Raw genomic sequence first — 25,326 nt, 5'->3', positions numbered from 1 at the left:
ATCGCGACGGCGGCGAGCACACCAAGGATCACCATGACCGCGTACCAGTGGATCATGAGCGGCCCGAGGTACAGGTAGGGACTGGACGGGCTCGGCACAGAGGCGAGGTTCATCAGGTCACATCAGCTTCGAGTGAGGGCAAACAGCTGGGGGCGGGGATGCGCCCTGCCGGCGCGGACGGCCGAGCCGGTCCCGCGTGCTGTCCGGGGCCGGTCCGGCATTGAGGAGGGGCGCCGCTCATGCGACGGCCTGCCGTTGCGCGGGGGCGGTCAGCCCATGCCGTGGTGTCCGTCCTCGGAGGCGCCGCCCATCATCGAGCCGCCCGTCATCGAGTCGGACATCATGCCGTCGGACATCATCTTCTCCATCTGCTGCCGCGCCTCGGCGCGGTCGTCCGTCGGCAGCTGGTCCGTACAGTGACGGATCATCGCCTCCCGATCGCCGTCGCTGTCCGTGTGGCGCCCCGTCTCGGAGCTCTGCGAGCTGGAGGGCTTGGGGGTGGGGGTCGAGTCCGCGGCGAACGCGGTGGCGCCGTACGCGCCGAGGCCGCCGAGCACGACGGTCGCGGCGGCAAGGCCGATGGTCCTGCGCTTGATCATTGGTTCGCTCCTTGTCCCAAGCGGGGGCTTTTGCGTCATCGACGCTAGTCAGGGGGTGTGAAGGGGCCGTGAAGCGCCGATGTGGGGGCTCTGTGCAGCCGCGACTGCCTCGAACGCGACGCTGCACGTGCAGGAGGCGAGCGAGGGCCGCCAGGCCCTCGGCCTGGCCCGCGCCGCCCTGCCTGAGCGCTGCGTCGCGAACGCCGCCCCACGCGGCGCGCCCGCCCCAGTGCGTGCGCGCTGTCCACGGCGGCGTTGTATATGTCGTACGTGCCCTGTCCGCATGCGCCGGAAGGAGTCGCCGCCATGACTCCTGGCCCTGGCACCCAGTCCCGCGCCGAGCTGAGATTCGCCGCCTGGTACGACCGGCTGACCGCCCGTGCCGAGCACGGGTGGGCCGGGCAGCGCCGCGCCGCCCTGGTCGGTGCTCTCACCGGCCGGGTGCTGGACCTCGGCGCGGGCACCGGAGCGAACCTGCCCCACTTCAGGGCCGCCGTCGAGGTCACCGCCGTGGAGCCGTCGGCGGCGATGCGGGCCCAGCTGGCGGCGAAGCTCGGCCAGGCGCGCGTACCGGTCGAGGTCGTGGACGCCGCCGCGGAGGATCTTCCGTTCCCGGACGGGCACTTCGACGCCGTGGTGTGCACGCTGGTGCTGTGCACGGTCCCTGATCCGGCCCGTGCCCTGGCCGAGATCCGCCGCGTCCTCGAACCCGACGGCCGTCTGGTGTTCCTCGAGCACGTCCGCGCGACCGGTCTCGCCGCCCGCGCGCAGGACCTGATCACCCCGCTGGTGCGGCACTTCGGCGCCGGGTGCCACCCCAACCGCGACACCGTGGCCAACCTCAACGCGGCCGGATTCACCCTGCAGGCCGCTCAGACCTTCAAGCCGCTGCCGAGGATTCCGCTCATCGCACCGTTCGTCGCGGGCACCGCGGTCCCAGCGCACCGTTGAGCCACGGGGCGGCCTTGAGGACGCGCATGCGCACCAGCTCCGCGAGCCGCCATGCGGGCGTGGCCGGTTGGCCGTCCGCCAGGACGCACGATGACAAGGGACGCGCGGGACCAGTCATTGCCATGACCTACGTGGCCCCTGCAGCCGCATTGCCCGGGCCGTCGACCTCCGGCGCACCCGTGCCGAGAGCAGGGCCGTCCGGACCGGCACCGCGCGGGTTCTGGCCGCGTCGGCATCGGATGACCGGTCGACGTCGGGGTACCCGCCGATGGGCATGGCAGCCGATCACGGCCAGCGGGTCGCCCCCGGTCCGCGCGGTGCGGGCGACGGTTGCCCGACTGTCCGGAGACAAACCGGCCGCACGTGTGTCCATGGTGGCGCTGCGGTCGCGGATGCGTGTCTTCACCGGACACCGGCAGCCCGGCCATACAGGCCGCCGAAGCCGAGACCGGCCGCTCCACCAGGAGCGCGGCAGGGCGTATGCGGCGGCGGCCGGGCGCCGTGGCGCTGCGGTCGCGGATGCGGACAGGTGTGGCCGATCGCCTGCTCGGTGACGGCGGCAGCCGGGCAGGGGCCGCGGGCGGGGGCTGCAGCCGGTGCCGGGGTGGACGCCATCGCGTCGCGGGGATCGGCACTGCGCCGCAGGTCACGCGGCTGCCTTGAGGTCCCGGGGGCCGAAGGTGAGCGGGAGCCGGCGGCTCGTTGCCGTGGACGCGTCGGGGAAGGCAGTGGGGGAAGACGGTGTCCACCGAGCGTTGTCAGGCCGTCTGAGTCACTGGTGCTCCGTCAGCCGCCCGCGGGAGGGCGGCGTGGGGTTCGGGGAAGCCGGTGGGAGCGGTCGTCTGCGTACCGCGGCGGGCGCGGTGGGCCAGGGCGGTGCGCAGCCGGGCGCGGCCGCGGTGGATGCGGCTGCGTACCGTGCCGACCTTCACGCCGAGGGTGGCGGCGATCTCCGCGTACGGCAGGCCCTCGATGTCGCACAGGACGATCACCGTGCGGAACTCATCGGGCAGGGCGTCCAGGGCGGCCTGTACGTCCGGCTCGAGTTGCGCGTCATGGTGGGCCTGTGCGGGGCTCGGCTCCACGGCCTGTACGCGCTCGGCGGCCGAGTCGGCCAGGTACTCGAAGCGGATGCGGGAGCGTCGGCGGACCATGTCGAGGAAGAGGTTGACCGTGATCCGGTGCAGCCATCCCTCGAAGGTGCCGGGGCTGTAGCGTGACAAGGACCGGAAGACCCGGATGAAGACCTCCTGGGTGAGGTCCTCGGCGTCGTGCTGGTTGCCCGAGAGCCGGTACGCGAGCCGGTAGACCCGGTGGGCGTGGGTGCGGACGATCTCGTCCCAGCTCGGCACGGTCCACGCCTGACCGGCGCAAACGGCGGCATCGGCCTCGGAGTGCTCGGGGGTGCCGGGCTCGTCGTCCGGCAAGCGGTCCGGGGCTGCGGCGGGGGCCGCGATGGCCTCTGGCGTCATCGGTGCCTCCTCCCGGCTCGCTGAGGCGTGGGTGCCCCCGAGGTCGGAAAACACGACAGGGCGTGCGCGTGGTGCCGTGACGTGGTCGTCCGCGCGGCGGCCGGTACGACGTCGGCCGCTCGTCGGCCCGCGGTTTGCGGAGGGTTCTCGGTGCCGGGCGCGTCTGCCGCGTCTGCGGCCTTGGGCACGCCCTGACGACTGTGGTCGCGGCTCATCACTGCTCCTTGCAACGCTTCTCCTGTCCCTGCGGTGAACACCGTCGGGCCGTCAGGACAAAGCTATGCGGAAGGGGATGAAGGCCCCGTGAAGCGGTCATGTGCTTCTCCCGAAGGCAACGGCGGCTGCACCGGCCCGCCGGTCCTTCCGGCCGGTCAGGGAGCGCCGTGCTGCTTGCGGGTCACAGGTCCACCGACAGGATCGGGCTGCGGGCGCGGGAGACGCATGGGTAGATGACATCGCGGCGGTCACGCTCATTGGCGGACAGTACGGTGTCGCGGTGGTCGGGCGTGCCGTCCAGGACGCGCAGCTCGCAGCTGCCGCAGAAGCCCTCCTCGCAGGAGGACGGGGCGTCGGGAACCGCCTCGCGGATGACGTCCAGCAGGCTGCGGTCGGCCGGGACCGGCAGCACGCGTCCGCTGCGCCGCAGCTCGACCTTGAACTCCCCGGCCTGGTCGGGGGCGCCGGACTCCTGCGGGGCGGGTCGGGGGGCAGCGAAGCGTTCGGTGTGCAGATGCCGGTCGGGGAAGTCCGCGATGGTCTTCTCCAGGGCGGCCAGCAGCGGTTCGGGGCCGCAGCTGTAGACCGCGGCTGCGGGCGGGGTGTCGGCGATTGCGGCGGTGAGGTCGGGCAGGCCGTCGGTGTCCTCGGGGACCAGCTGGACCCGGTCGCCGCCGAGGTCGAGGAGTTCATCGGCGAAGGCCATGGTGGCGCGGGAGCGTCCGCCGTAGACCAGGCGCCACTCCCGTCCGGCCGCCGCCACCGCGCGGACCATGGGCAGGATCGGGGTGATGCCGATGCCGCCGGCGATGAAGAGGTAGTGGTTCGCCAGGACCAGCGGGAACTTGTTGCGGGGGCCCCTGATGGCGATCCGCTGTCCTTCGCGCAGGTTGTGCACTTCTGCGGAGCCGCCGCGCCCGTGCGGCACGTGCAGGACGCCGATGCGGTAGGTCTCCCGGCCGGCCGGGTCACCGCACAGCGAGTACTGGCGGATCAGGCCGGAGGGCAGTACGAGGTCGACGTGGGCGCCCGGCTCCCACGCGGGCAGCTGCGCGCCGTCCGCGGCGGCGAGCTCCACGGCCATGACGCCGTCGGCGGCCTGCGACAGCTCGCTGACGACGACCGCGCGGGATCCGGGGGCATCACGGCGCACCGGCAGCTCGGCCGGACGCCCCGCCGCAGCGGGTGCGTCAGGGCTGCCGGCGTCGGTGCGCCGTCCGATCAGCAGCCGGTAGATGACCAGGAAGGCCACGGCCGCGGACAGGAGGAGCGTGGTCCAGCGCACCACGGCCTCGTCGGTCCCGGCGGTGAGCGCGTGGATGGTGGTCAGGACGAATATGGCGAAGGTGGTGGTGTGGACGTAGCGCCACCACCGGTGTGGGATGCGCTTCTTGAGCAGGGAGGTGGTCTGGATGGCGGCGATCAGGTAGAGGGCGATCACGCCCCAGGCCACCGCCACCGGCCGGTAGTCGGAGGTGAAGGGGAACAGGATCTGGATCAGGCCGATGTCCACAAAGGAGTCGGCGAGCAGGCCGATCAGGTGGATTCCGAGGAAGACCAGGGAGAGCGCGGACAGGAAGCGGTGCAGGTCGAGCAGGCGCCCCGGCACGGCTTTCGGGCCCAGCACCCGGGTGGACAGCAGCAGCCCCCACACCACGGTGGCCGACAGCAGCCACCAGGACGTCAGCCCGCCGACGCGGGCGAGGTACCACCACAGTTGGGAGTCCACGACACAAACCTTTCCCAGGGCCCGGCGCGGTGCGCCGTGCCGTCTTCGGTCACAAGCAGGCCGGCGACCCCATGGGTCTCCAGCAGTGCCACCCCGGCGGGCAGCCCGGCGATCAGCGCCGCCTTCGCGAGCACCTCCGCCCAGTGCGTCTCGCCGGCCACCACGCTCACGCTGGCCACGTCACTGGTGGCGGGCGCTCCGCTGCCCGGATCGATGAGGTGGTGCAACACCCGCTCCTGGCGCCGCCAGCGGCGGCGCAGCCGGGTGGAGGTGGCGACCGCGCCGTCGGTGAGGGCCAGCCACGCCAGGTCCGTGCCCGGGCGGGCCTCATCCTCCACGGCCACCACCCACGCGTCGGCGCCGGGAGCGGCACCGGACGTCCGTACGTCGCCGCCCAGGTTGACGCAGACCCCGGCGGCGCCCGCAGCCACCAGCTCCTCGGCGACCAGGTCGGCCGCGTACCCCTTGCCGATGCCGCCCAGATCCAACCGCACCCCCGCAGGCAGGCGGACCCGGTCCCCCTGGATCTCGATGCCCGCACAGCCAGGGGCGGGGACGGAGGCCGGGCCGGTCGGCCCTTCGTGCGGGAGCGCCTCGAAGCTGTGGGTGTATCCGGCCGATTCCAGGGCGGGCAGCACGGTCGGGTCGAACAGGCCGCCGGTCACCTCCCACGCCCGTACGGCCTGGCGCACGAGTGCGGCCGTCGGCGGGGAGAGCTGGACCCAGCGGCCCGGCGAGGCGTTGAGGAGGCACAGTTCGCTGCCGGCGCGGAACCGGGACCACCGCGACTCCAGCTCGTCAAGCCGGGAGCGCGCCCGCGTCACGAGTTCCGGGGCACCGGCCACCAGCAGGTGACCGGTACTGCCCATCACCGCAAACTGTGCCTCCGATGCCTCAGCTGCCACTGCTGCGTGTCATCGGAGCCGACGGCATCGCCTGCCCCGGGGCTTGGCCTTGGCTTTGGCCCTGGCCTTGGGGCGGGGACTGGGACGGTGCCGGGGTCGCGGCGGTCGGCGGGGATGTGCCGTTCTTGCCACCACAGCCGCTGCCGCTGCTGCGCGTCACCGGAGCGGACGGCGTCCCCTGGGTCTGGGCCGGTGCTGGGGTTGCGGCTGTCGGTGCGGACGCCCCGGTCTGGCTGCCTGGCGACGCCGCCGACTGGGCGGGGGTGTCGGCGGCCACGGGTGCCGCCGACACGGTGGACGACTGGGCGCCTGCCACCAGAACCGCGGTGAGCACGATGGCGCCGGTCAGGCTGGCGGCGGCCACACCCACCCGCACCGCCGTACGGCGGTCCTGCTCATCGGCGGCATCCTGCCGGTCAGCCATCCCCCATCCCCATGCCGTCCTCCATGTGGCGCCTGCCCATCTCCATGCCGTCGTCTCCGGCGTTCCACCCTGGGCCGTTCTCCCCGCAGCAGCCTTCCCCGCCACGCCCCCAAGCGTCGTCGCCGCGCTGAGTGCCGTCGCCTTCCTTGCCCGGCGAAGACGACGCCGACGGGGAAGACGAGGTGCCCGAGGGAGCCGGTGTGTCCGGTCCGCCGCCGGCCACCGCCGCGGTGGCGATGGCCACCGTCGCCGCGACCACGGCGACCCCGCCCACAACTGCCAGGACGGTACGGCGCCCCAGCCTTCCGATGACCGAACTGGTTGTACCCATACGCGATCCAGCCTTCCCTTCCAGCTGACGAACTCTCAGACGATCCGTGTACGACGCTAGTTACTCGCGATGAAGAGCCAATGAAGCGGCCATGTGCCCGCTCTGTCTTCCGGTCTGCAGCGGCAACCCACCGCGCCCCCGCGTCGGCGAGCGCCGGGCATCCCAGCCCGCCGTACGGCGGGCTCACTCCCCGTCAGCGACGCCCGCGAACGGTCAGCTCCCGGTCATACCGTTCATGCTGTCGCTGTCGCTGCCGCTGCTGTTCTGGTTTTGCTGCCCGGAACCGTCAGGGGACGGCGAAGCGCTGGGAGAGGGCGTGGCGGAGGGAGACGGCGTGGCGGAGGTTCCGCCCTGATTCATCTGCATGCCCATGCCCATCTCGACGCCCGACATCATGCCCATGCGCATGGCCTCCAGATTCATCTGCATGTTCATGTCCATACCGCCCTGGCCGCCCATACCCATGCCCCCCATGCCCATGCCATTCATGTCGCCCATCCCCATGCCGCCCTGCATGTCGCCCATGCCCATGCCCCCGTTCATGTTCATGCCGCCGTTCTGGCCGCCCATGCCGTTGTCCGGCATACCGTTGCCGTTGCCGTTGCCGGGTGCCGGGTTGCCGTTGCCCTGCGCAGGGGTGCTGGGGCTGGGGGAAGCCGAGGACGCCGACGGGGTCGGGGAAGCCTTCGGGGTGTCCGGGCCGCCGCCGGCGACCGCCGCGGTGGCGGCAACGCCGGTGACCCCGACGGTCACGACCGCCGCGGCGATGGCGAGGGCGGTGCGGTGCTTGATGCTGGCCATGGGTTCATCCGTTTCTTTATAGGTGTGCGCGTGGTGGTGAGGTCCGGGGAGCGTCCTATATCTCCCAAGTACCTTAGTTCGTTAGGTGTCTTCGTGGGGTACGGGTTGCCCCGTACGGGGGATCCCCGGCGGCTACTGGCGGTTGGTGGGCTGGAAGCGGCGCAGCCGCAGGCTGTTGGTGACGACGAACACCGAGGAGGTGGCCATCGCGGCCCCGGCGATGAGCGGGTTGAGCAGGCCGAGCGCGGCCAGGGGCAGGGAACCGACGTTGTAGAAGAAGGCCCAGAACAGGTTGCCCTTGATGGTGGCCAGCGTCTTGCGGGCCAGCCGGATGGCGTCGGCGGCGCCGCGCAGGTCGCCCTTGACCAGGGTGAGGTCGGCGGCGGCGATCGCCGCGTCCGTGCCGGTGCCCATCGCGAGCCCGAGGTCGGCCTGGGCGAGGGCTGCGGCGTCGTTGACGCCGTCGCCGACCATCGCGACGACCTTGCCCTCGCCCTGGAGCCGCTTGATTTCGGCGACCTTGTCCTCGGGATGGACCTCGGCGATGACCTTCTCGATGCCGACCTCGGCCGCGACGTGTTCGGCGGCGGCGGTGTTGTCACCGGTGAGCAGCACCGGAGTCAGGCCGAGCTTCTTGAACTGGGCGACGGCTTCGGCGCTGGTGGCCTTGACGGTGTCGGCCACCACCAGCGCGGCCCGCACCTTCTCGTCCCAGGCGGCGAAGACGACGGTTCGTCCGGCCCGTTCGGCCTTCTGCTGGGCGCGGGTCAGTGCGGAGGGAATCTCCAGGTCCTGTTCGGTCAGCCAGCTGGCCCGGCCGGCGAGCACCTGGTGTCCGTCGACGGTGCCGGTGACGCCCCGGCCAGCGTGGTTGGCGAACTCCTTGACCGGTGCGAGGTCCCCGAGTTCATCCTCGGCGGCGTCCGCGATCGCCTTGGCGATGGGGTGCTCGCTGGCGTACTCCACCGCGCCGGCCAGGCGCAGGATCTCCTCGCGGTCCTCTCCCTCCGCCGCGATCACCTCGGCCAGGCGCATCCGGCCCTCGGTGACGGTGCCGGTCTTGTCCAGCACGATGGTGTCGATACGGCGGGTGGACTCCAGCACCTCCGGGCCGCGGATCAGCAGGCCGAGCTGGGCGCCGCGGCCGGTGCCGACCATCAGCGCGGTCGGTGTGGCAAGTCCCAGCGCGCACGGGCAGGCGATGATGAGCACCGCGACGGCCGCGGTCATCGCGATGTTCGGCTGGTAGCCGAGGAGCAGCCAGGCGGCCAGTGTCTCCACGGCCAGCAGGATGACGATGGGGACGAATATGGCCGAGATAGAGTCGGCCAGGCGCTGCACTTCCGCCTTGCCGGTCTGTGCATCTTCCACCAGGCGGGCGATCTGGGCGAGCTTGGTGTCGGTGCCCACCCGGGTGGCGCGGACGACGAGCCGGCCTCCGGCGTTGACGGTCGCTCCGGTGACCGGGTCGTCCGGGCCGACCTCGACCGGCAGGGACTCACCGGTCAGCAGTGACTCGTCCACCGCGGAGGTGCCCTCGACGACCACGCCGTCGCTGGCGATCTTCTCCCCGGGCCGCACCACGAACTCGTGCCCGACCTCCAACTGCTCGATCGGCACCCGTACTTCACGGCCGTCGCGCAGCACGGTGACGTCCTTGGCGCCCAGGTCCATCAGGGCCCGGATGGCCTCGCCGGCCCGTCTGCGGGCGCGGGCCTCGAAGTAGCGTCCGGCCAGGATGAAGGCGGTCAGCGCCGCGGCCACTTCCAGGTAGATCTCGGCGGACCCGTGTCCGCCGGAGCTGGGCATCAGGGAGAAGCCCATGCTCATGCCCGGCTCGCCCGCACCGCCGAAGAACAGGGCGTAGATGCTCCAGACCCAGGCCGCCAGCACGCCGACCGACACGAGCGTGTCCATGGTGACCGCTCGGTGGCGCAGGTTCAGGGCGGCGGCCCGGTGGAACGGCCACGCCCCCCACAGCGCCACCGGCGAGGCCAGGGCGAAGGCCAGCCACTGCCAGAACCGGAACTGGGTGGCGGGCACCATCGACATCAGCACCACCGGCACGGTCAGCGCCGCCGAGGCCAGCAGCCGGTCCCGCAGCGCCCGTACATGGCGCTCCTCCTCGCCGGCCGGCCCGTCACCGGATGCGCCGCCGTTCGCCGTGGTCTCGGCGGAGCCCGCCGGGGCGGGGATGCTGGCGCCGTACCCGGTGGCCTTCACTGTGGCGATGAGGTCCTGCGGCGTCACGTCGTCGGGGTAGGCGACGCGGGCGCTGGCGGTGGCGAAGTTGACCGACGCGTTCACCCCGGGCAGCTTGTTCAGCTTCCGCTCGATCCGGTTCGCGCACGAGGCACAGGTCATCCCCGTGATGGACAGATCGACGGTCTGCGCCGGATCGTCGCTGTCGGGTGGCTCGACCGTCGGCAGCTGGATGGTCGTGGTCGTCATGCGGGGCTCGTCTTTCTATGCCTGACTCAGGGGGACGGGTCGAAGGGGTTCGGGACAGCGTCAGGCCGCAGCGGGGCCGGTCCCGCTGCGGCTCGCCGGGATCAATGCGGTCCCGGCGAGCGCGCACGGACTGCGGGCGGCCGACTGCCCGGACGCCTGACCGCAGTCAGCGGGCACGCCGGACCGCCCGCGTCACGAGCGGTCCGACCCCGATGTCAGGGTCGCGGCCCCGCTGCTTCCCGGGGTGCGTCAGGAGGTGACGAGCTCGTAGTCGCCGGCCTCGGTCAGGGCCGACCGCACGTCCTCCAGCGACAGCGGGCTGTCGCTGAAAACGGTGACACGGCCCGCCTCGACCTCGACGTCGACCTTCTGCACACCGGAGATGGTGGTGATCTCCTTGGTGATGGCATCGGCGCAGTGGCCGCAGGTCATGCCGGTGACCGCGTACGTGGACTCGCTCATCAAACGCTCCTCGCTATCGGGACGACCGCCGCAATCAGCGGTCGCGGCCAGGGACCCCCTGGACGCACCAAGCGTTACACTTCCAGTCCACTGGAAGTGCAAGAGGGGAGCGCCATGAAGATCGGCGAAGTGGCCGAGCTCACAGGGACGAGCACCAAGACCATCCGCTTCTACGAGGACACCGGCCTGGTGCCGCCACCGGCACGCACCCACGGCGGCCACCGCGACTACGGCCCGGAGACCGCCGACCGGCTGCGGTTCATCCGCCGCTGCCAGGCCGCGGGCATGTCCCTGCAGGAAGTACGGCAGATCCTCACAGTGCACGACAGCGGTGACAGCCCGTGCGGCCATGTCAGGCGCGTCCTGAGCGAACGACTGAACCAGGTACGCGCCCAGATCGCCGAACTCGTCACCCTCGAAACCCACCTGGAAACCCTGCTCGCCCACGCCGACCAGGGGCAGCCGACCGACCACGACAACGCCGGCGTCTGCTGGATCCTCGAAACCGAGCCCACCGACACCCCGGCGGCCCTCTAGCCACGCGCCGCAGACTCGCCTGACCGGGTACCAACGAGGTCAGCCGTCGCCGCGCGCCCGACACACCAGGTACCGGTGCCGGCGCCTCGAAGTGGGCGATGCCGCGATCCCGGATCGGAGCCGAGAACGGCAGGTTCGACTTCGTGATCTGCCACCACGTCCCCGAACCGGCATTCCGCTGCCGCCGAGATGGCCCGCGTCCTCAAGCCCGGCGGGGTGTTCGTCTTCGACGAGGTCACCTCGCACGCCCTGGCTCGCCCCAGCCACCGGCTGCCGTTCGGCCACCCGGAGCATTACCACTTCACTGCCGACGACTTCCTCGCCAAGTCTCGGCCCGGCGCTCCTCGCGCTGACCCGCTCCGCGAGGATTCGAGCGGCGGCCCAACGGGCCTGGATGCGCGCGGGCCGACGGTCCCGGCGCGTCCACCGGGTCCAGGAGGCGCTCAAACGGCTGGTGGACCAGGCCCGCAGCGTGCAGCCCGGGTTCAGGCCTTGGATGCGGCCCTTCGGCCTCGCGCTGCTCAACTGGACGTTCGACGCGGACTGTCTGGCCGCCAGCCTGTGGGCGCTGGGTATCGGCGTGCCCTGGAGCGGGCTGCTGCTCGCCTACAGATCCCCGGCAGCCTGCGCCTGCCCCCCGGGAAGCCTGGGCGTCATCGAGGTGAGCCTGACCACGCTGCTCTTCTCCTACGGCCTGCGCCCGGACCAGGCCATCGCGGCAACCCTGCTGTACCGGATCTCCAGCTACTGGGTGCTGCAGCCGATCGGTTGGGCCACCTGGCTCGGCGTGAGCCTGCGCGCAGGGCCGCCTGCCCGCACCGGCCCCTGAACGAGGGCCGTATCAGGACCGGGACGCGCCGCCTGACGTCGATACGTGTGTCGCCGTTGTCGTGCCGGCCATGGTTTCCCGGCACGACGGCGCCGAGACGCCACGGCGTGAACGCGTTGTGCCGGCAGTGCCGACGCCGGACTGATCACGAGGGCCGCGGACCGTGCTCCCAGAAGGCGGCACCTCCGCTTCCCGAAGTCGGTACCCACGGCCCACGGGAAGGTTTCAGCTGCCGCCCGTGGTGCGGTCGTGGGGGAAGAGCTGGTCGCGCAGGGCGGGTCTGCGCACCTTCCACGTCGCTGTGGTGGGCAGCTGTTCCCAGGGCAGTACCAGCGGAGGTCCCAAGCCGGGAATGTCAGAGGTGGCTGCGGCCCAGCGGGCGGCATCCAGCGGCCGGTCGCCCCGCGTGGTCACGACCGCAACCGGGCTGCCGGAGGGGTCGGCCAGGATCACAAGCTCGTCCAGTTCCTCGAGGCGAGCGAGCACGACGTCCTCCCAGGCCAGGTAGTCCGGGATGGCGGCCACCGCGTCGACGGCACGGCCCTGCAGGCGCACGGCACCGTCCATCCGGCGCGAGCCGAGGTCTCCGGTGCGCCACCAGCCGTCGTGCCATCCCTGTGCCGTCCGTTCTGGTTCGGCCAGGTAGCCGGGGAACAGACCGGGGCCGCGCACTTCGATCGCGCCGGTGCGGCCGGGACGGCGCAGCACTGCGCCGGTGCTCGGATCGACGAGGCGTACCCGGTTGAATGCCAGAGCCGGCCAGCCGACGTGGCGCGCGTCGCCGGCGTGTCGTCGGGAGAGGCGGAAGCTCAGTGCGATCGCGCCGGTCTCACTCTGTGCGTATGCCTGGGCGTAGACGGGCAGGCGTCGGCGTGAGGAGGCCAGCATTCGGTGGATGGTCCGCGGATGGGCCGCGTCGAACGTCGACAGGAAGATCCGGACATTCGCGAGCGGGGCGGCCGGGTCTTCGGCGAGTGCTTCCCAGCGGGTGAAGACGTTGGGGAAGGTCTCGATGAGCGTTGGCCGGTAGCGTGCCATCAGCGGGGCTGCGGAGGCCGGGTCGGGATCGACCATGGCCAGGTGGGGCAGGCCGAGGGCTGCGATGGTCGCCAGCCCCGACAGGGTCCGGGCGTGCGCCGTCGTCAGGCAGGTGGCGATGACGTCGCGGCGGCCCAGCAGGAGGCGACCGCCGAGGACCTGCACGAGGGACTGCCCGGCCAGGCTTGCGCCGCTGTGGGAGATCAGCTTCGGCACTCCGGTGGTGCCGGAGGTGTGGGTGACGGCCACGAGTTCGTGCTCGGCTCGGGGTGCCGGCGGCGGGACGCGGTGCCCGCGGTACTGGTCCAGTGCGGTTCCGCCGGCGTCGGGGCCGTCCACGCTGATCAGGCGTCGGGTCAGCCCGGGGAATGCGAGGCCGTTCCTGGTGATCGCCGCGTCGTCGGCGACGGTCACCGGGTTGCCCAGCCGGTGCAGCAGGGTGCGAATGGTGTCGGGGGCGAAGTCGGGGGCGAGCAGTGCGGGTACGGCGCCGAGCCGTGCGGCCGCCTGTGCCAGGGCGATCACGTCGATGTTGTGCGCTTTGACGATCGCCAGCACGTCTCCCCGGGCCAGTCCCGCCTCATGCAGCGATCCAGAGGTCTCGACGACGAGTTCGGCGAAGGACGCGTAGTCGGTACTGACGCCGAGTCCGGGCGCGATGCTCAATGGACGATCCAGCCACAGCGGGACACGACCGTGCGCCTCGGCGGCGGCCTCCGCGAGGAGCCCCCAAGGCGCGCAGCCCGCACCCCAGGTGCGCCGACGCCCAGCCGGACTCACCAGCCACCGCCCGAGGCCGGTCACGGTGAGACCTTGTCGGTCGGCGCGGCCGACGCCAGCGGCGTCCCCACGTTCCGCCCCCCGGGTTCCCACGGCATCCGCAGGAACCGATGGAGCGGACAGTGGCCGATCAACCCGCTCACCACGAGATCGACTACGGTGAGGCCGCTCAGCACCGCCAGGCCTACTCGCCAGCCGCCTACCGTGTGGGGCAGGACCAACACAGCGATCACCGCGATGGTCAGCCCCGCTGCGACTCGTACCACCTGCTCCGCCCGGGACATGTTCACCGGCAGATACCGCCGCCATCCGGCCACCGCGACCGGCGCACTCAGGCGCTCTCCGCCCGTCGCAGTCGGCGCGTCCGGCCAGCCCCGCCGCCTCCGCAGCCGGGCCAGCTCGGCTCGGGCGCGCCGCAATTCCGAGTCCAAGTCCGCCGTTGCGGCGCCTGAACGTACGGAAGGTGAACCGTGGCCTTCCCGGGTGGGAACCGGATGCCTGCCTCGGAGCATCGGGCGCAGGCAAAACGGGGAGACCGCCACCACCACGCCGACGAGGACCAACAGCACAAGCAGCTTCATCGGGACCGCTTCTCCACCCGGCGGGCGTCGTTCTCGGCGGCCCGGAACTGATCGATCTCAGCTCGCAGGCGAACCAACTCCGTCTGTTTGGCAGACGCGGTCGCCCGCACGCCCGGCTTGCCCATCGGCGTCTGCGACCCACCGTCGCGGCCGCGCGTGAACCACATCATGGCGCCCATGATCAGCGGACATGCCACCAGGCACAGCACGAGCAAGAGACCGCCGCCGGCCAGGCCGCCGCCCGCCGCTGCAAGAAGATTCGACATGTTCCCTTCCTTCTTCCTGTTGTCTGGCGTTGCGCCCGGCACCGTCTCCGGGCCGCGGAACCTCTGAGAGATAGGGCTGCCGCCGGCTTTCGGCGGGCTGTGTGCGAGACCTTGAGTGGCCGGGCGAAGAAGTGCCGGTGTGCTCGGCGGACGAAACCGCCTCATCAGCAGATCATGGCGCTACGCTGTGAAGGGCTGATGAAGGCGTTATCAGCAATTGATGTGGACCGTGGGTCGTCGGCCCCGTTCCCGTGGCTGGCGCTCACCTCCCCGGCCCCTTGTGTTCCGCCCGGCGCCCACGGGCGACCGTCGCAACCGGAGTGCCCGCTGTTCCGGCGCCGCACTGCCCGGCGAAGGGACCCACACGCTGCCACTCCGGGCATGCCGGCCGGGATCCCTCACCCCAGTCCGGGCAGACGCCGCAGCTCGCTGACCTTCAGCAGCTTGGCGAGGGCGAGGTAGGCCAGCACCAACGTGAGCGTTCCCGCGGCCAGGGTGACAGCGGTAGGCCACGTGCCGGAGCCCAGGGCGGAGGCGCAGGCGCGGGCGACCGCCCAGGCCAGCGCCGCGGCCAGGGCCGCGGCGCACAGCAGTTTGCCGTACGTACGGCGCAGTGCTCCGTCGTCGAGGCGGCCGCCGACCTTCCTGCGCAGCAGCCGCGCGGTGAGGACGAGTCCGGCGAGGTAGGCCAGGCTGTAGGCGCCGGCCATGCCGGTCACGGCCCAGCGCGCGGGCAGCAGCACGTGGGAAGCGGTGGCCAGGGCGATGTTGACCGCCCCGATCCAGACGGCCATGAAGAACGGGGTGCGGGTGTCCTCGAAGGCGTAGAAACCGCGCAGCAGCAGGTACTGGGCGGAGAACGGGATCAGGCCGAGCCCGAACGCCTGGAGTATGTACCCGAGCGGCTGGGCGGAGGCGGCGTCGGCCGCGCCGTGTGCGAAGAGCAGCGCGGAGATCTGCGGGCCCAGCGCGAGGAAGAGGAAGGCGGCGGGCACGATGACGACGCCGCTGACGCGCAGCGCGCGGGAGAGGTCGGCGCGCAGGTCCGGGATGCGGTCCTCGGCGGCGGCCGTGCTCATGCGGGGCAGCAGGGCGGTCACCAGGGAGACGGTGACGATGGACTGCGGCAGCATCCAGATGGTCTGCGCGTAGGTGTACGCGGTGTAGCCCACGCCGGCCTTCGGCAGCTGCTGGTCGGCGGCGTTGGCGTAATTGGTGATCACGGTCAGGGCGACCAGGTTGGTCAGGACGAACAGCAGGGTCCACTTCGCGGCGTGGACGCTGGAGCCCAGGCCGGTGCCGCGCCAGTCGAACCGCGGCCGGAATCGGAATCCGGCGGCCCGCGCGAAGGGGATCAGTGTCAGTGCCTGTACGGCGATGCCGGCGGTGGTGCCGATCCCCAGGAGCCGCACCTGGGAGGCGGTGATGTCCTGCACTCGGTCGGGGACGGTCATCAGCCCCAGGTAGGCGCCGAACATACCGACCAGGACGACGTTGTTGAGGACCGGGGTCCACATCATCGCCCCGAACCTCTCACGGGCGTTGAGGACCTGGCCGTAGATGTTGAACAGCCCGTAGAAGAAGATCTGCGGCAGGAGGAACCGGGCGAAGACCACGGTCAGATGGAACGCCTCGTGGCGGTCTGCGGTGTCGCGCATGTACAGGCCCACGATCTGCGGCGCCGCCCACACCGCGAGAGCGGTCCCGATGCCCAGCACGGACACCACCAGGGTCACCAGGCGCTGCTCGAAGGCCCGCCCGCCGTCCATGTGCGTGGCCCGCGCCCGCGCCAGCTGCGGCACCAGCACGGCGTTGAGCGCACCGCCGATCAAGAGCGTGTACAGGCTGGTCGGGACCGTGTTGGCCGTGTTGTAGGTACTGGCCAGCAGGCCCGTGCCCAGCGCCGCGGCCTGCAGCACCTGACGGATGAGCCCGGTCGCCCGGGATACGACGGTGCCCAGCGCCATCAGCAGGGACGAGCGGGCCAGCCCTCCCTTCGCCGCGCGCCGGGCCGCGTGCCGTCCTCCTGCCCTGCGCCCCGGCGACGGTATCTGCGTCGTGTCACTCCTCCCCTCCACCATGGCGACACCCTACGCCCAGGAAAATCCTTGGGATTCAAGGCGCGCAGCGGATGAAACCTTGCAAGACCGCGTCACCATTGACGTGCACAGACGGGCATTTTCCGAAAGCAGCTGCGGCCGGTTTCGGCACAGGCCCGGCAGTCGTCGACGTCGCACTCGGCCGCGCACGCCTCGCAGAAACTCCGCGCACATCGTCCCCCATGCTCCAACCCGGACGAGCGCTGCTCGACCCATTGCGCTACCTATCGTGATCAAGCGCGTCGGCGGCAGAGACTGCCACATCCAGCCGGCCGTCGCCACGACTGCGGACACTGGTGGTGATCCGGGTAGGTCGTCCCGGGAAGCTGTCCGGGCCAAGCACCTGCGCGTCTGATCGCACGTCGATCTCCATGTGCGCCACCACGTCGTACTCGGTGGTGATGTCTATCGGCTCGAAGGCGTCTGTGGCCAGCACCTCGGCCTGCACGATCTTCCCTGAGCCCAGGTGGATCGCCACCCGCGGCTGGAACTTCGAATCTGAAGCCCAGCCCACAGCCACGTTCGGAATTCTTAGCGTGGTGCCAGCTCGAACCACCAGGGGGAACTGGACACTGTCCTGGTCATCGCGCAGCCACGCCTTGCCGGTGATGTTCAGCGAGGGCGGGACGGTGATGAGGATACGCCGAACATGAGCGAAGCCATACCGAGGCAGCATCCGCACCTTCCACTTGATCCGCTTCCACCACATCCCGCCGGGCTCTAACCAGACCGTGTATCCGATCAGGGAGACATCCTGGCGTCCGACATTGATCACCGATGTCGACACCACCCAGTCGCGGCCGCGCTGTTCACGCAGCGCAAGAACCTGAACCCGACCACCCGTGAGGCGATGACTCAATATCTGCCAAGTCACTCCCAGTGCACCCGTGGCCGCACCGAACACGGCGAGCGTAGTAGTCCAACTCATGAGCAGCGAACGTATAGTCGGCTTCAAGGAAGGCGCCAGACCACCTCTCCCTTCCAGCTCCACTGTGATCTCAGCCACACAGTAGGCCGGGTAATGGAACACGATGAACCTGTACGAGGCAACATGAGGGCGCGACTCGGCCTGAGGTTCCCCCGGGATGCGGAGAGAGTTGACAGCGGGTCAGATGGGACTCATGAGAGGACCAGTGACCATGGCTGCACCCAGGAAATACTCGCTCGAGTTGCGTGAGCGTGCGGTGAGGATGTACCGCACTACGGAGCCGAAGCCGCAGATCAAGAAGCTGGCCGTCGATCTCGGTGTGCATCCGGAGGCCCTGCGCGGCTGGATCCGCCAGGCCGAGGCCGATGCCGGCGAGCGTGACGACCGGCTGACCACCGACGAACGAGCGGAGCTCGTCGCGCTGCGCAGGGAGAACGTCCAGCTCAAGCGGGCCAACGACGTGCTGCGGACGGCCTCGGCTTTTTTCGCGGCGCAACTCGACCCGACCCGGCCCAGGTGACCGCGCTCGTTGACGAGCATCCCCGCCTGGGAGTCGAGTGCGTGCTTCGGGAACTGCACGTCCCCTCCTCGACCTACTACCGCTGGCGTCGCGCGGAGAAGGAGCCGTGCGAACACCGGCGCCGCGACATCGAGCTGACCGAGCGGATCAAGGAGATCCACGCGGAGTCCGGCGGGATCTACGGCTCTCCGCGCGTGCACGCCGTGCTGAAGCGCGAGGGCACCCGCGTGGGCCGAAAGAGGGTCGAGCGTCTGATGCGCGAGGCCGACATCGCCGGGATCAGCCCGCGGCGCAAGGGCTTCACGCGTCGCGACCCGAAGGCCACGCTCGCCCCGGACCTGGTCGAACGCGACTTCACCGCGCCCGCGCCGAACCGGCTGTGGGTCACCGACCTGACGATGATCTCGACCGGTGAGGGGCCGTTGTGGCTGTCCGCGATCCGGGACGCGTTCTCGCGCCGGGTGGTGGCCTGGGAGACGTCCGCCCGCGCGGACGCCGACCTGGTGCTGTCCACGCTGGAGTACGCCCTCGCCTCGCGCGAGGTGGAGCCCGGCAAGCTCATCCACCACGCCGACCACGGCTGCCAGTACACGTCCATCAAGCTGACAACCCGGCTTGTCCGTGCGGGAGTTCAAGCATCCATGGGGTCCGTCGGGGACAGCTACGACAACGCCCTCGCGGAGAACCTCTGGATGCTCATCAAAACCGAGGGCCTCCGCGGGCGCACCTTCACCACGAGGGCCGAGGCGAACCTCGCGCTCTTCGAGTACATCGACGGCTTCTATAACTCCCGCCGCATCCAGGAACGGCTCGGCTTCCTCAGCCCGATCGAGTTCGAGGAGAAGTACTACGCCGAGCAGGCGACGGCCGAACCAACGAACCTGAACACCCGTCAACCCGCTCTGACCAGCTGATCAGCGACTCCCGAGCAACGGGGGAACCTCAGCCCTCCTGTAAAGCGACACGACCTGTGTGGGACACGGCGTTTGCAACGACTTCGGCGGTCTGGACCAGGAGGCCGCGGACCGCGGCCCCGGCGCGTCCAGTGCCTCGGAGATCCGGGTGATCAGCGGCGGAGAGCGCGAGGGACAGCGCTTGATCGTGCCATCCCGCCTTCCTGGCGAGGACGGCCAGCTGACGGGCGGACTCGGCGACCGCGAGGACGTCTCCCGCCGACTGGGCGAGCTGCCGTGCGCGGTCGGCGGCCATCCAGCCGAGCTGCTGCTCGTCCATCTTCACGAGCATGCGGGTGGCCAGGAGGTAGCCCTTGGCCAGGAGGGAGTGCTGCTCCGTGTCGTCGCCGCTGGTGGAGAGCGCGTGGCCGGCGCGGATGAGGCGGGGCAGGCGCACGGCCAGGGAGGCGTAGCGGCAGGCGTCGAAGTCGGCGAGCGCGCGGGTGAAGTCGGTAGCGAGCGCCTCGGGCGATGATGGCGCGGCCGCGGCCGTCCCCAGTCCGAGCATCGCGTCCCGGAGCCGGGTGACGAGCAGCTCGCCCAGCAGGGCCTCGTCGGCCTGCGCGGTTCCGCTCCCGAGCAATGGGGCGGCGGCCGTGGCCGCCAAGCCCGCGAGCAACTTGCGTCGACGCACCGGTCCTTCACCGTCCTCCCGTCCGGGTGTACCTACCCTAGGGGCGGGGAGTCGGGGAAAGACGCTGACACTGACCACCCGTGACGGTGCCACTGCAGCGTCTTTCACCTCGGCATTGCGGCAACTCGCCACCGAAGTATTTGAGGCGTACGGCATCCGCCTTTATCCGGAGCCCGTTCGTCCGGGCCTGACCACAGGATCATTGGAAGTCCCGGCCATGCCCTCACACCGAGCCGTCGCCAAGCCGTCCTCACCCAACCGTCCTCCGGCTGTCGGGAGTCGGCTCTGGTGAGGGCCGAACCGCCGCGCAGCCACGATCGAGCGGCGCAGGGCCGCAAGCAAGGCCTGCTGGCGGGCTCATTTGCACACTGCCTCGGGTGATCCGTCGTCGGGCCAGGTTGGGCGGTACGGGTCGTCGACGATCCAGCCCCGCCAGGCCGTGTCGCGGAGTTCTCCCGTGGTCTCGTCGACCACGCCTTCGGGCACCAGTCGCAGCCGCGGCCGGTCGGACCGGCGCCGCTCGACGGCGTGCTGCGTGCGTTCGGTGAGCCACTGCCGGTACCGGCGCCGCTGATCTCCGTGCCGTTTGCGGCGACGCTCTCCCAGGCCGGCGGTGCCCCGGGTGAGGGCGACGTGCTCGAGCTGGTCGGGTTCGGGGCGAAGGCCTTCGTCGGCCGCCAGGTGGCGGGGCAGGTAGACCAGGCCGTCGGCTTCCTCGGCGAGACCGTCTTCGACGAGCTTGTCCACGCGGCGGCGCACCGTGGTGCGGTGCAGGCCGGTCGCCGAGGCCAGGTGCGCGACGTCGGCGCCGTCGAGCGGGTCGAGGGCGGCGAGGATCCGGGCACCGGATGTGCCGTGGGCGTAGTGGTGACAGGCGTCGGTACCCATAACAGCGCCCAATGCGCGGGTGCTCACCTCCCGCCCCGTGTGCACGTCCGGGACACCCCCTGCCCCCCTCTCCCCCGAGGCTGGACGGTGTCCCGGGCGCGCACACGACTCCTGATCTTCAGGCTCTGCCGGGGGGATCCGCAGGGACCAAGTCGAGCTGTGCTCCCCGGTGCCAGTCGCGACCAGGATCAGCCACCGGGCCGCACGCAGGCGGGCGTTGCTCGCTTCCGCGGTCGAGCGGGCGCAGCCCATCAGCTCGGCCAGCTGCCGTACCGAGACCTCGTGCTCGAGCCCGCCGGCCTGTTCGGCCAGCTGCAGCCGCGCGGTGAGGTTCTTAAGGTCGGTGCCGCCGCCGGGCCCCGGCCACACGACGGCTTCCACGCCGGCCCGCAGGCGGGCGATCGCCACCATGGCATCGGCCCGGCACACGATCGCGCCCGAAGTGCCCACGAAAGCACGCGCCTTGTCGAGCATCCCGGCGAGCTTGCCCTCGGCGTACCGCTCCCCCTTGCGCGAGCGCAGCGACCGCGCCCAGGCGCCGCCCGCCGTCGGGCGCAGCACCAGGGCCTCCCACCACTGCGCGAGGGTCCACTCCCGGCCGGGCTGGGAGACCGCGACCGCCAGGGCCATCGTCAGCCGGTAGCCGGAATCGGCGGCCGTCCTGCCCGCGTACCGACGTTCGGTGTCGCCCTCCAGCAGCAGCCGGCGAGCCCGCCCCGACAGCCCCGGCAGCCCCTCCACCCACTCGGCCAACGACGGCCGCCGAGTCGGCCGGTGCGCGATGGCGCGCACGGGACGGCTCATGCCCCCACCCCCGCCAGCGCCCCGCGGGCACCTGCCGGCGAGCCCGGCAAGGCCGCGGGCCGTCGTACAGACACGGCGCGCTCCGGCGGCGCGGGCCGGATCAGGCCACGAACTTGAGCGGCCGCCTGCGCGTACCAGTCCGGTTCGGCATCCGCCTCGGCCGACGGCCGGGCGGCCCGCAGCGTACGCAGCCGCTCGTCCAGGAGCGCGTGCGCCGTGTTGAACCGCGCCGTCTGGGCGGCCTCTTCAGCGGCCTCACGGGCCTCGTCGACGCTGTCGTGGAGGTGGCTGCGCCGCATCTCCGTGGCGAAGACCTTCTCGTACTCGGCCTGGGCCTGCGGCTGGTAGGCGAACCGGTTCACGGCCCGGCGCTGCAGTGCGCCCAGCTGGAGTTCCGCGGCCAGCCGCGCCGCGAGCGCCACCGACTCGGCGAACACGCCACCGCCCGCAGCCAGCAGGTCCGCCACCGCCTGTTCGACCGCGCCCCGTATGTCCCGCTCGGTCCGGCGAACGGCATCAAGCCGGTACGCCTCGCCGCCCATGCCCCAGGTGGCCACCGCCACGTCGACGGCCTCGGCCACCAGTTCCTCGACGCGGCGCTCGTCGCGGCACCGGCCGCACAGCCCGGCTGTCTCCGGCTTCCCGCACACCGTGCAGGCCAGCGCCTGCCGGGCGGCCTCCTGGGCCGAGTGCCGGGCCCGCTGCTCGGCCCAGACCCGCTCACGGGCGTGCCGCTCCTGGACGGCCTCCTCGCGGCGCACCGCCGCGGCGGCGGCCTCCCGCTGCCAGCACGCGTTGAGCTCCGCCTCGAACCCAGGCCGGTCAACCCGGCCGCCGGCCAGAGCCGTTGTCGCCTTGGCGAAGGCACGGGAACGCAGCGCCCGTCCGTCCAGGACCAGCATCTGGCAGGCGGCGCAGTCGGCCCGCGTGTCCATCCGCCGCCCGTCGTCGCACCGGCCATCCGGACACACCGCCCGGCGCGGTAGAGCACGGCCGACCAGCCAGCCCACCGGGTCGGTGACCGGCACCGTGCCCTGCTCCGCCAACCGGCGCTTGAGGCGCTCCCGCAGGATCCGCTCGGCGTCCACCTCCGGACCGCACGCCCCCGAGATTTCGCCGAGCCGCGCCCGCACCACCCTCGTGACGTACCGCCGCGTCGTCAGCCGGTCCAGCCGGCCCCACACCATGGCCACCGGCTCCAGCACCCGTTCCAGCCCCTTGGGCACCTGAGCCCACACCGGCGGCGGACCCCCCGACGCATCCCGCCACGCCTCGAGCGTCGACGCCGCGGCCCACGAACCCGACTCCCCCTCCTCCAGCAGCAGATCAGGCTTTTCCCCGCGAAGCGGGATGGCCCCGCCGTCGACGACCGTCACGTCACCCTGGAGACCATCCTTCAGCGCTGGGGAGTTCCCGCCCTCGCACGCGCGTACCGGCTGACGGCAGTACCCCGACGCGGCTTCGCCGGAAAACCCGAGACCTCCAGTACCCTCACGACGTACATCAGCCACCACAGCGTGGTCGGTGTGAGGGTCTGCAGCAGCACGACTCGCCTCGAACGTCTCAAAGACGGTCTGACCTGCGAAAAGATCGCTACCAGAGCCGTCGAGACCCCTGGGTGCAGTTCCGGAACCCTCCTCGACGCCCTCAAGGTCAGCCCAGGACAGCTGCCGCCACTCATCGCCTTCCACCACAAGGACGTCGGCCTCTTCGTGCCCGGCACATCGAACGCAGCGCGCCGCATCACTGGCAGACGCCGGATCAGCAGATGCGGAACCCTCGAGCTCGGCAGCGTCCCGGACCGCGGCCGCGGACCCATGCGCGGCCGCCACCGCCGGCACCACGAGTCGACCAGGCGCGACCTTCACCGCTTCCGCTGCCACGAGCCGACCCAGCACCGTCGCGGCCACCGGCACACGGCAACCCAGCATCCGCGCCAGCGTTGCCGCCGCCCGTCCATGCCGAGCCACCGTCTTCGCCAACGGGCCACCGACCAACGGCACCCGCCCGTCCGGCCGTGCATGCAAGGCCAGCAGAACCAGAGCCAGCCGATCCGAGGCCGCACCCCTCCCCCGCCGCCCCTTTCTAGCCAGCAGACCAGGAGGCGTGGCGCACTGCTCTCCCCACCCCGGAGCGAACAACCCCTCCAAGAAACGCAGCAGCGTCGCCAACTCGGCCTTCGACAACCTCAACGGTGCGCCGACGTCGTGTCGGGCCTCCCACAGAGCCTCCACCCGATACTCGACACCGGTCGGCAGGCCGTCACCGCCCCGCAGCACACGCGCAGCGACGGCATCAACGTCACGGAGAACGTTGAGCACTTCGTGGTCGACGGTCGACTCCGACACCCCGAGCCAGCGACCCAGTTCCCGTGCCGTGATCTCAACACGGCAGCTGCCATGGCTGGCCTTCGCCATCAGCACGAGGGTGCCGAGACGCACAACATCCTTGCGGCCGACGAGCCTGGGATCGGCAAGCAGAGCGCGGACGGCCGTCAACAGCCGGAACCCCATGCCGCGACCCAGTTGCAGGGCCGTACCCGGTCGGTCGGGCAGGCGCGGAGACACTGACGAGACGTCATTGATCGACGGCGCTCGCCCTGCAGTTTTGGGTTTCTTGGGTAGGCTTCCGCCTGCTTCAGGCATGACTGAGCCGACCCTCGTACGGGTAGCTATGATCTGCTCCAGTCGAGGAGGTACAAGGACGTCCGTCATCGCCACCCGGCCCGCTAGGCCGTAGCAGAACAGCCGGGCATGCGACGTGATTCAGCTAGGGATGTCGGTTGTGCCTCACCTCCTCGACAACAGCAGTGGCCCGGGACCGCAGATCCCGGGCCGTCCTGCTACATGAGCCCCCGCAGGGCGTTTCTTAGCGGAGCGTTCCGGAAGCCAATGCTTCGCGGTCGACTCCGGCTGCTGGCTTCTCGACGGAATGCCCGGCGAGTCACTTTGTTTCCCGGTCAGGACGCCGGCCAAAGTGCTTGAGTTGGGGCCCGTACTCGTTGCGAAGGCTTATGTCGTCCACAGGACGTCGAATGAGCCCACCGTCCGGAAGGCCATAGAGCTCGGACCAACGAGACTGTGCACCCTTCGTTTGGTGCTCGATGACTCGGATCGCTGAGCCTGGGTGCTGCGACGACACATGCTGCTGCACCTTCTGGTACGTGGCCTCGTTGAATGCGGTGTTTGATGTGGCAAACACCGTGACCTGCTGGGGAATGGTGCTGAAGGCCAGGAGAGCGATCTCCGTGTCTTGGACAGTGATCGTGGTGTCCAAGATCTTGCGCGGCCAGTGGAAGATGGTTTCGAGGTTCGGTGGAAGTTCAGCGATCCATTCGCCGATCGGGACTGCAACGAAGTTGGACCGCTGGTGCGCGAGGACAAATCCCGTGTGGGCACCGAAATCGTTGGTTACCTCAACGCCCTCAGGGGTGATCCACAGGATTGAGTCCAACTTGGTGGCAGTGTCACGTGCTGCATCTCGCGCTGCGTTGACCGCAAGCGACACCCAGGGCTCCATCGCCCGAGCTTCGCTTCGAGAGCGCTTCTTGCCCGGCCAGACGAGCTGATCCACAAAAGCGAACACACGTACGACAATGACGTCTTCCCCGTCGAGCGCACTTGAGTTCACGAGGCCGAGCTGGGCGGCCTTGGTCACCCAGGAGCGGTTGACGTTGGCCGTGCTCGCGAGAACGGCCGGCTGCACGTAGGCGGACAAGGCGTCTCCAGTGTGTGTCCTTCAGGCTGTGGATCACCGTAGCGCATTGCGGCCCGTTCTCGTGTCACGACGCGACACCGTTCCCCCTCGATTCTTCGCCTCCGCCTGGGCGTTCGTCCGAGTTGTCCGGTTATACCGAGCTGTTTGCGTGTCGCGTCGCGTCATAGTCGAGGCACTCAAGAGGGCCGAACGATACGAACATAGGAGCGCACCAAGATCCCTACAGACATCGCTACAGAGATCCCTACAGGCATCCCTATAGAACTACTGATGTAACTACGAAGGCGCCTACTCGACTGCACTCTCTGCTCACGGAAGGGCAGGCAGAAATGCGGAGGCGCCGACCACATGGTGATCATGGGCGTCGGCTCCATGGACTACCCGGCCGAGTTCCAGGGCACCTCCCAGGAC

23 protein-coding genes are annotated in these 25,326 nt (G+C 70.7%); 5 read left to right on the top strand and 18 right to left on the bottom strand.

Features of this window, described 5'->3' with window-relative positions:
• Positions 1-269 precede the first annotated feature (269 nt).
• Positions 270-599, bottom strand: a complete 330-nt coding sequence (locus tag ABZ078_RS40550; RefSeq protein WP_356583545.1) for a hypothetical protein — start codon at positions 597-599, stop codon at positions 270-272.
• A gap of 306 nt (positions 600-905) precedes the next feature.
• Between ABZ078_RS40550 and ABZ078_RS40545 the strand changes: the two genes are divergently transcribed.
• Positions 906-1,550 (top strand): class I SAM-dependent methyltransferase, encoded by a 645-nt coding sequence (locus tag ABZ078_RS40545; RefSeq protein WP_356583544.1) that lies wholly within the window; start codon positions 906-908, stop codon positions 1,548-1,550.
• 758 nt (positions 1,551-2,308) lie between these two features.
• On the opposite strand, the gene sigE is transcribed toward ABZ078_RS40545, so the two are convergent.
• From sigE to ABZ078_RS40505, 8 genes are all read right to left on the bottom strand, one after another.
• Positions 2,309-3,022 carry an RNA polymerase sigma factor SigE gene (sigE, locus tag ABZ078_RS40540; RefSeq protein WP_356583543.1) on the bottom strand — a complete coding sequence of 238 codons (714 nt, stop codon included), beginning with the start codon at positions 3,020-3,022 and terminating at the stop codon, positions 2,309-2,311.
• Positions 3,023-3,419: 397 nt separating this feature from the next.
• Positions 3,420-4,967, bottom strand: a complete 1,548-nt coding sequence (locus ABZ078_RS40535) for a 2Fe-2S iron-sulfur cluster-binding protein (protein WP_356583542.1) — start codon at positions 4,965-4,967, stop codon at positions 3,420-3,422.
• Complete coding sequence (locus ABZ078_RS40530) at positions 4,922-5,836, bottom strand: FAD:protein FMN transferase (protein ID WP_356583541.1); 915 nt, start codon at positions 5,834-5,836, stop codon at positions 4,922-4,924. The genes ABZ078_RS40535 and ABZ078_RS40530 overlap by 46 nt, the downstream gene beginning before the upstream one ends.
• A gap of 25 nt (positions 5,837-5,861) precedes the next feature.
• Positions 5,862-6,296 (bottom strand): hypothetical protein, encoded by a 435-nt coding sequence (locus ABZ078_RS40525; RefSeq protein ID WP_356583540.1) that lies wholly within the window; start codon positions 6,294-6,296, stop codon positions 5,862-5,864.
• Positions 6,289-6,627: a hypothetical protein gene (locus tag ABZ078_RS40520; protein ID WP_356583539.1), complete on the bottom strand. Its 339-nt coding sequence runs from the start codon at positions 6,625-6,627 to the stop codon at positions 6,289-6,291. Before ABZ078_RS40520 ends, ABZ078_RS40525 begins: the two co-directional genes overlap by 8 nt.
• 213 nt (positions 6,628-6,840) lie before the next feature.
• Positions 6,841-7,428, bottom strand: a complete 588-nt coding sequence (locus tag ABZ078_RS40515) for a hypothetical protein (RefSeq protein ID WP_356583538.1) — start codon at positions 7,426-7,428, stop codon at positions 6,841-6,843.
• A gap of 132 nt (positions 7,429-7,560) precedes the next feature.
• Entirely contained in the window at positions 7,561-9,879 is a 2,319-nt protein-coding gene (locus ABZ078_RS40510; RefSeq protein ID WP_356583537.1) for a heavy metal translocating P-type ATPase, read from the bottom strand.
• A 249-nt stretch (positions 9,880-10,128) separates the two neighbouring features.
• Positions 10,129-10,341, bottom strand: a complete 213-nt coding sequence (locus ABZ078_RS40505; protein WP_356583536.1) for a heavy-metal-associated domain-containing protein — start codon at positions 10,339-10,341, stop codon at positions 10,129-10,131.
• A 114-nt stretch (positions 10,342-10,455) separates the two neighbouring features.
• On the opposite strand from ABZ078_RS40505, the gene ABZ078_RS40500 reads away from it, so the two are divergent.
• Together ABZ078_RS40500 and ABZ078_RS40495 are read left to right on the top strand one after the other, a co-directional pair.
• Positions 10,456-10,878 carry a heavy metal-responsive transcriptional regulator gene (locus tag ABZ078_RS40500; protein ID WP_356583535.1) on the top strand — a complete coding sequence of 141 codons (423 nt, stop codon included), beginning with the start codon at positions 10,456-10,458 and terminating at the stop codon, positions 10,876-10,878.
• Positions 10,879-10,969: 91 nt separating this feature from the next.
• Entirely contained in the window at positions 10,970-11,707 is a 738-nt protein-coding gene (locus ABZ078_RS40495; RefSeq protein WP_356583534.1) for a YbhN family protein, read from the top strand.
• Between the two features lie 225 nt (positions 11,708-11,932).
• On the opposite strand, the gene ABZ078_RS40490 is transcribed toward ABZ078_RS40495, so the two are convergent.
• The 5 genes from ABZ078_RS40490 to ABZ078_RS40470 form a co-directional block, all read right to left on the bottom strand.
• On the bottom strand, positions 11,933-13,549 hold the full coding sequence (locus tag ABZ078_RS40490) for an AMP-binding protein (protein ID WP_356583533.1): 1,617 nt from the start codon (positions 13,547-13,549) through the stop codon (positions 11,933-11,935).
• Positions 13,546-14,106, bottom strand: a complete 561-nt coding sequence (locus ABZ078_RS40485) for a DUF2892 domain-containing protein (protein ID WP_356583532.1) — start codon at positions 14,104-14,106, stop codon at positions 13,546-13,548. Before ABZ078_RS40485 ends, ABZ078_RS40490 begins: the two co-directional genes overlap by 4 nt.
• On the bottom strand, positions 14,103-14,372 hold the full coding sequence (locus ABZ078_RS40480; protein WP_356583531.1) for a hypothetical protein: 270 nt from the start codon (positions 14,370-14,372) through the stop codon (positions 14,103-14,105). Before ABZ078_RS40480 ends, ABZ078_RS40485 begins: the two co-directional genes overlap by 4 nt.
• A 398-nt stretch (positions 14,373-14,770) precedes the next feature.
• The gene (murJ, locus tag ABZ078_RS40475; RefSeq protein WP_356583530.1) at positions 14,771-16,453 is read right to left on the bottom strand and encodes a murein biosynthesis integral membrane protein MurJ; all 1,683 of its coding nucleotides are present in this window, start codon (positions 16,451-16,453) and stop codon (positions 14,771-14,773) included.
• A gap of 238 nt (positions 16,454-16,691) precedes the next feature.
• The gene (locus tag ABZ078_RS40470; protein ID WP_356583529.1) at positions 16,692-17,399 is read right to left on the bottom strand and encodes a hypothetical protein; all 708 of its coding nucleotides are present in this window, start codon (positions 17,397-17,399) and stop codon (positions 16,692-16,694) included.
• 211 nt (positions 17,400-17,610) lie between these two features.
• Here ABZ078_RS40470 and ABZ078_RS40465 point away from each other — a divergent pair, with 211 nt between their 5' ends.
• Positions 17,611-17,919, top strand: a complete 309-nt coding sequence (locus ABZ078_RS40465) for a transposase (protein WP_179041147.1) — start codon at positions 17,611-17,613, stop codon at positions 17,917-17,919.
• On the top strand, positions 17,916-18,833 hold the full coding sequence (locus ABZ078_RS40460) for an IS3 family transposase (RefSeq protein WP_356583528.1): 918 nt from the start codon (positions 17,916-17,918) through the stop codon (positions 18,831-18,833). Before ABZ078_RS40465 ends, ABZ078_RS40460 begins: the two co-directional genes overlap by 4 nt.
• A 28-nt stretch (positions 18,834-18,861) precedes the next feature.
• On the opposite strand, the gene ABZ078_RS40455 is transcribed toward ABZ078_RS40460, so the two are convergent.
• The 4 genes from ABZ078_RS40455 to ABZ078_RS40440 form a co-directional block, all read right to left on the bottom strand.
• On the bottom strand, positions 18,862-19,506 hold the full coding sequence (locus ABZ078_RS40455) for a hypothetical protein (protein WP_356583527.1): 645 nt from the start codon (positions 19,504-19,506) through the stop codon (positions 18,862-18,864).
• A 357-nt stretch (positions 19,507-19,863) separates the two neighbouring features.
• On the bottom strand, positions 19,864-21,198 hold the full coding sequence (locus ABZ078_RS40450) for a helix-turn-helix domain-containing protein (protein ID WP_356583526.1): 1,335 nt from the start codon (positions 21,196-21,198) through the stop codon (positions 19,864-19,866).
• Entirely contained in the window at positions 21,195-22,574 is a 1,380-nt protein-coding gene (locus ABZ078_RS40445) for a hypothetical protein (RefSeq protein ID WP_356583525.1), read from the bottom strand. Before ABZ078_RS40445 ends, ABZ078_RS40450 begins: the two co-directional genes overlap by 4 nt.
• A gap of 1,567 nt (positions 22,575-24,141) precedes the next feature.
• Complete coding sequence (locus ABZ078_RS40440) at positions 24,142-24,915, bottom strand: hypothetical protein (RefSeq protein WP_356583524.1); 774 nt, start codon at positions 24,913-24,915, stop codon at positions 24,142-24,144.
• Positions 24,916-25,326 lie beyond the last annotated feature (411 nt).

Source organism: Streptomyces sp. NPDC006385, assembly GCF_040612485.1.
Taxonomy (GTDB): Bacteria; Actinomycetota; Actinomycetes; order Streptomycetales; family Streptomycetaceae; genus Streptomyces.
The sequence above is the reverse complement of the archived record's forward strand: the minus strand, read 5'-3'. Positions and strand labels throughout refer to the sequence as shown.

What these genes read in the sequence shown, in the direction of transcription:
- ABZ078_RS40550 (WP_356583545.1), bottom strand. Translation starts at nt 599, where the DNA reads ATGATCAAGCGCAGGACCATCGGCCTTGCCGCCGCGACCGTCGTGCTC.
- ABZ078_RS40500 (WP_356583535.1), top strand. Translation starts at nt 10,456, where the DNA reads ATGAAGATCGGCGAAGTGGCCGAGCTCACAGGGACGAGCACCAAGACC.
- ABZ078_RS40520 (WP_356583539.1), bottom strand. Translation starts at nt 6,627, where the DNA reads ATGGGTACAACCAGTTCGGTCATCGGAAGGCTGGGGCGCCGTACCGTC.
- ABZ078_RS40470 (WP_356583529.1), bottom strand. Translation starts at nt 17,399, where the DNA reads ATGAGTTGGACTACTACGCTCGCCGTGTTCGGTGCGGCCACGGGTGCA.
- ABZ078_RS40510 (WP_356583537.1), bottom strand. Translation starts at nt 9,879, where the DNA reads ATGACGACCACGACCATCCAGCTGCCGACGGTCGAGCCACCCGACAGC.
- ABZ078_RS40465 (WP_179041147.1), top strand. Translation starts at nt 17,611, where the DNA reads ATGGCTGCACCCAGGAAATACTCGCTCGAGTTGCGTGAGCGTGCGGTG.
- sigE (WP_356583543.1), bottom strand. Translation starts at nt 3,022, where the DNA reads ATGACGCCAGAGGCCATCGCGGCCCCCGCCGCAGCCCCGGACCGCTTG.
- murJ (WP_356583530.1), bottom strand. Translation starts at nt 16,453, where the DNA reads ATGGTGGAGGGGAGGAGTGACACGACGCAGATACCGTCGCCGGGGCGC.
- ABZ078_RS40505 (WP_356583536.1), bottom strand. Translation starts at nt 10,341, where the DNA reads ATGAGCGAGTCCACGTACGCGGTCACCGGCATGACCTGCGGCCACTGC.
- ABZ078_RS40480 (WP_356583531.1), bottom strand. Translation starts at nt 14,372, where the DNA reads ATGTCGAATCTTCTTGCAGCGGCGGGCGGCGGCCTGGCCGGCGGCGGT.
- ABZ078_RS40515 (WP_356583538.1), bottom strand. Translation starts at nt 7,428, where the DNA reads ATGGCCAGCATCAAGCACCGCACCGCCCTCGCCATCGCCGCGGCGGTC.
- ABZ078_RS40485 (WP_356583532.1), bottom strand. Translation starts at nt 14,106, where the DNA reads ATGAAGCTGCTTGTGCTGTTGGTCCTCGTCGGCGTGGTGGTGGCGGTC.
- ABZ078_RS40530 (WP_356583541.1), bottom strand. Translation starts at nt 5,836, where the DNA reads ATGGGCAGTACCGGTCACCTGCTGGTGGCCGGTGCCCCGGAACTCGTG.
- ABZ078_RS40525 (WP_356583540.1), bottom strand. Translation starts at nt 6,296, where the DNA reads ATGGCTGACCGGCAGGATGCCGCCGATGAGCAGGACCGCCGTACGGCG.
- ABZ078_RS40450 (WP_356583526.1), bottom strand. Translation starts at nt 21,198, where the DNA reads ATGAGCCGTCCCGTGCGCGCCATCGCGCACCGGCCGACTCGGCGGCCG.
- ABZ078_RS40545 (WP_356583544.1), top strand. Translation starts at nt 906, where the DNA reads ATGACTCCTGGCCCTGGCACCCAGTCCCGCGCCGAGCTGAGATTCGCC.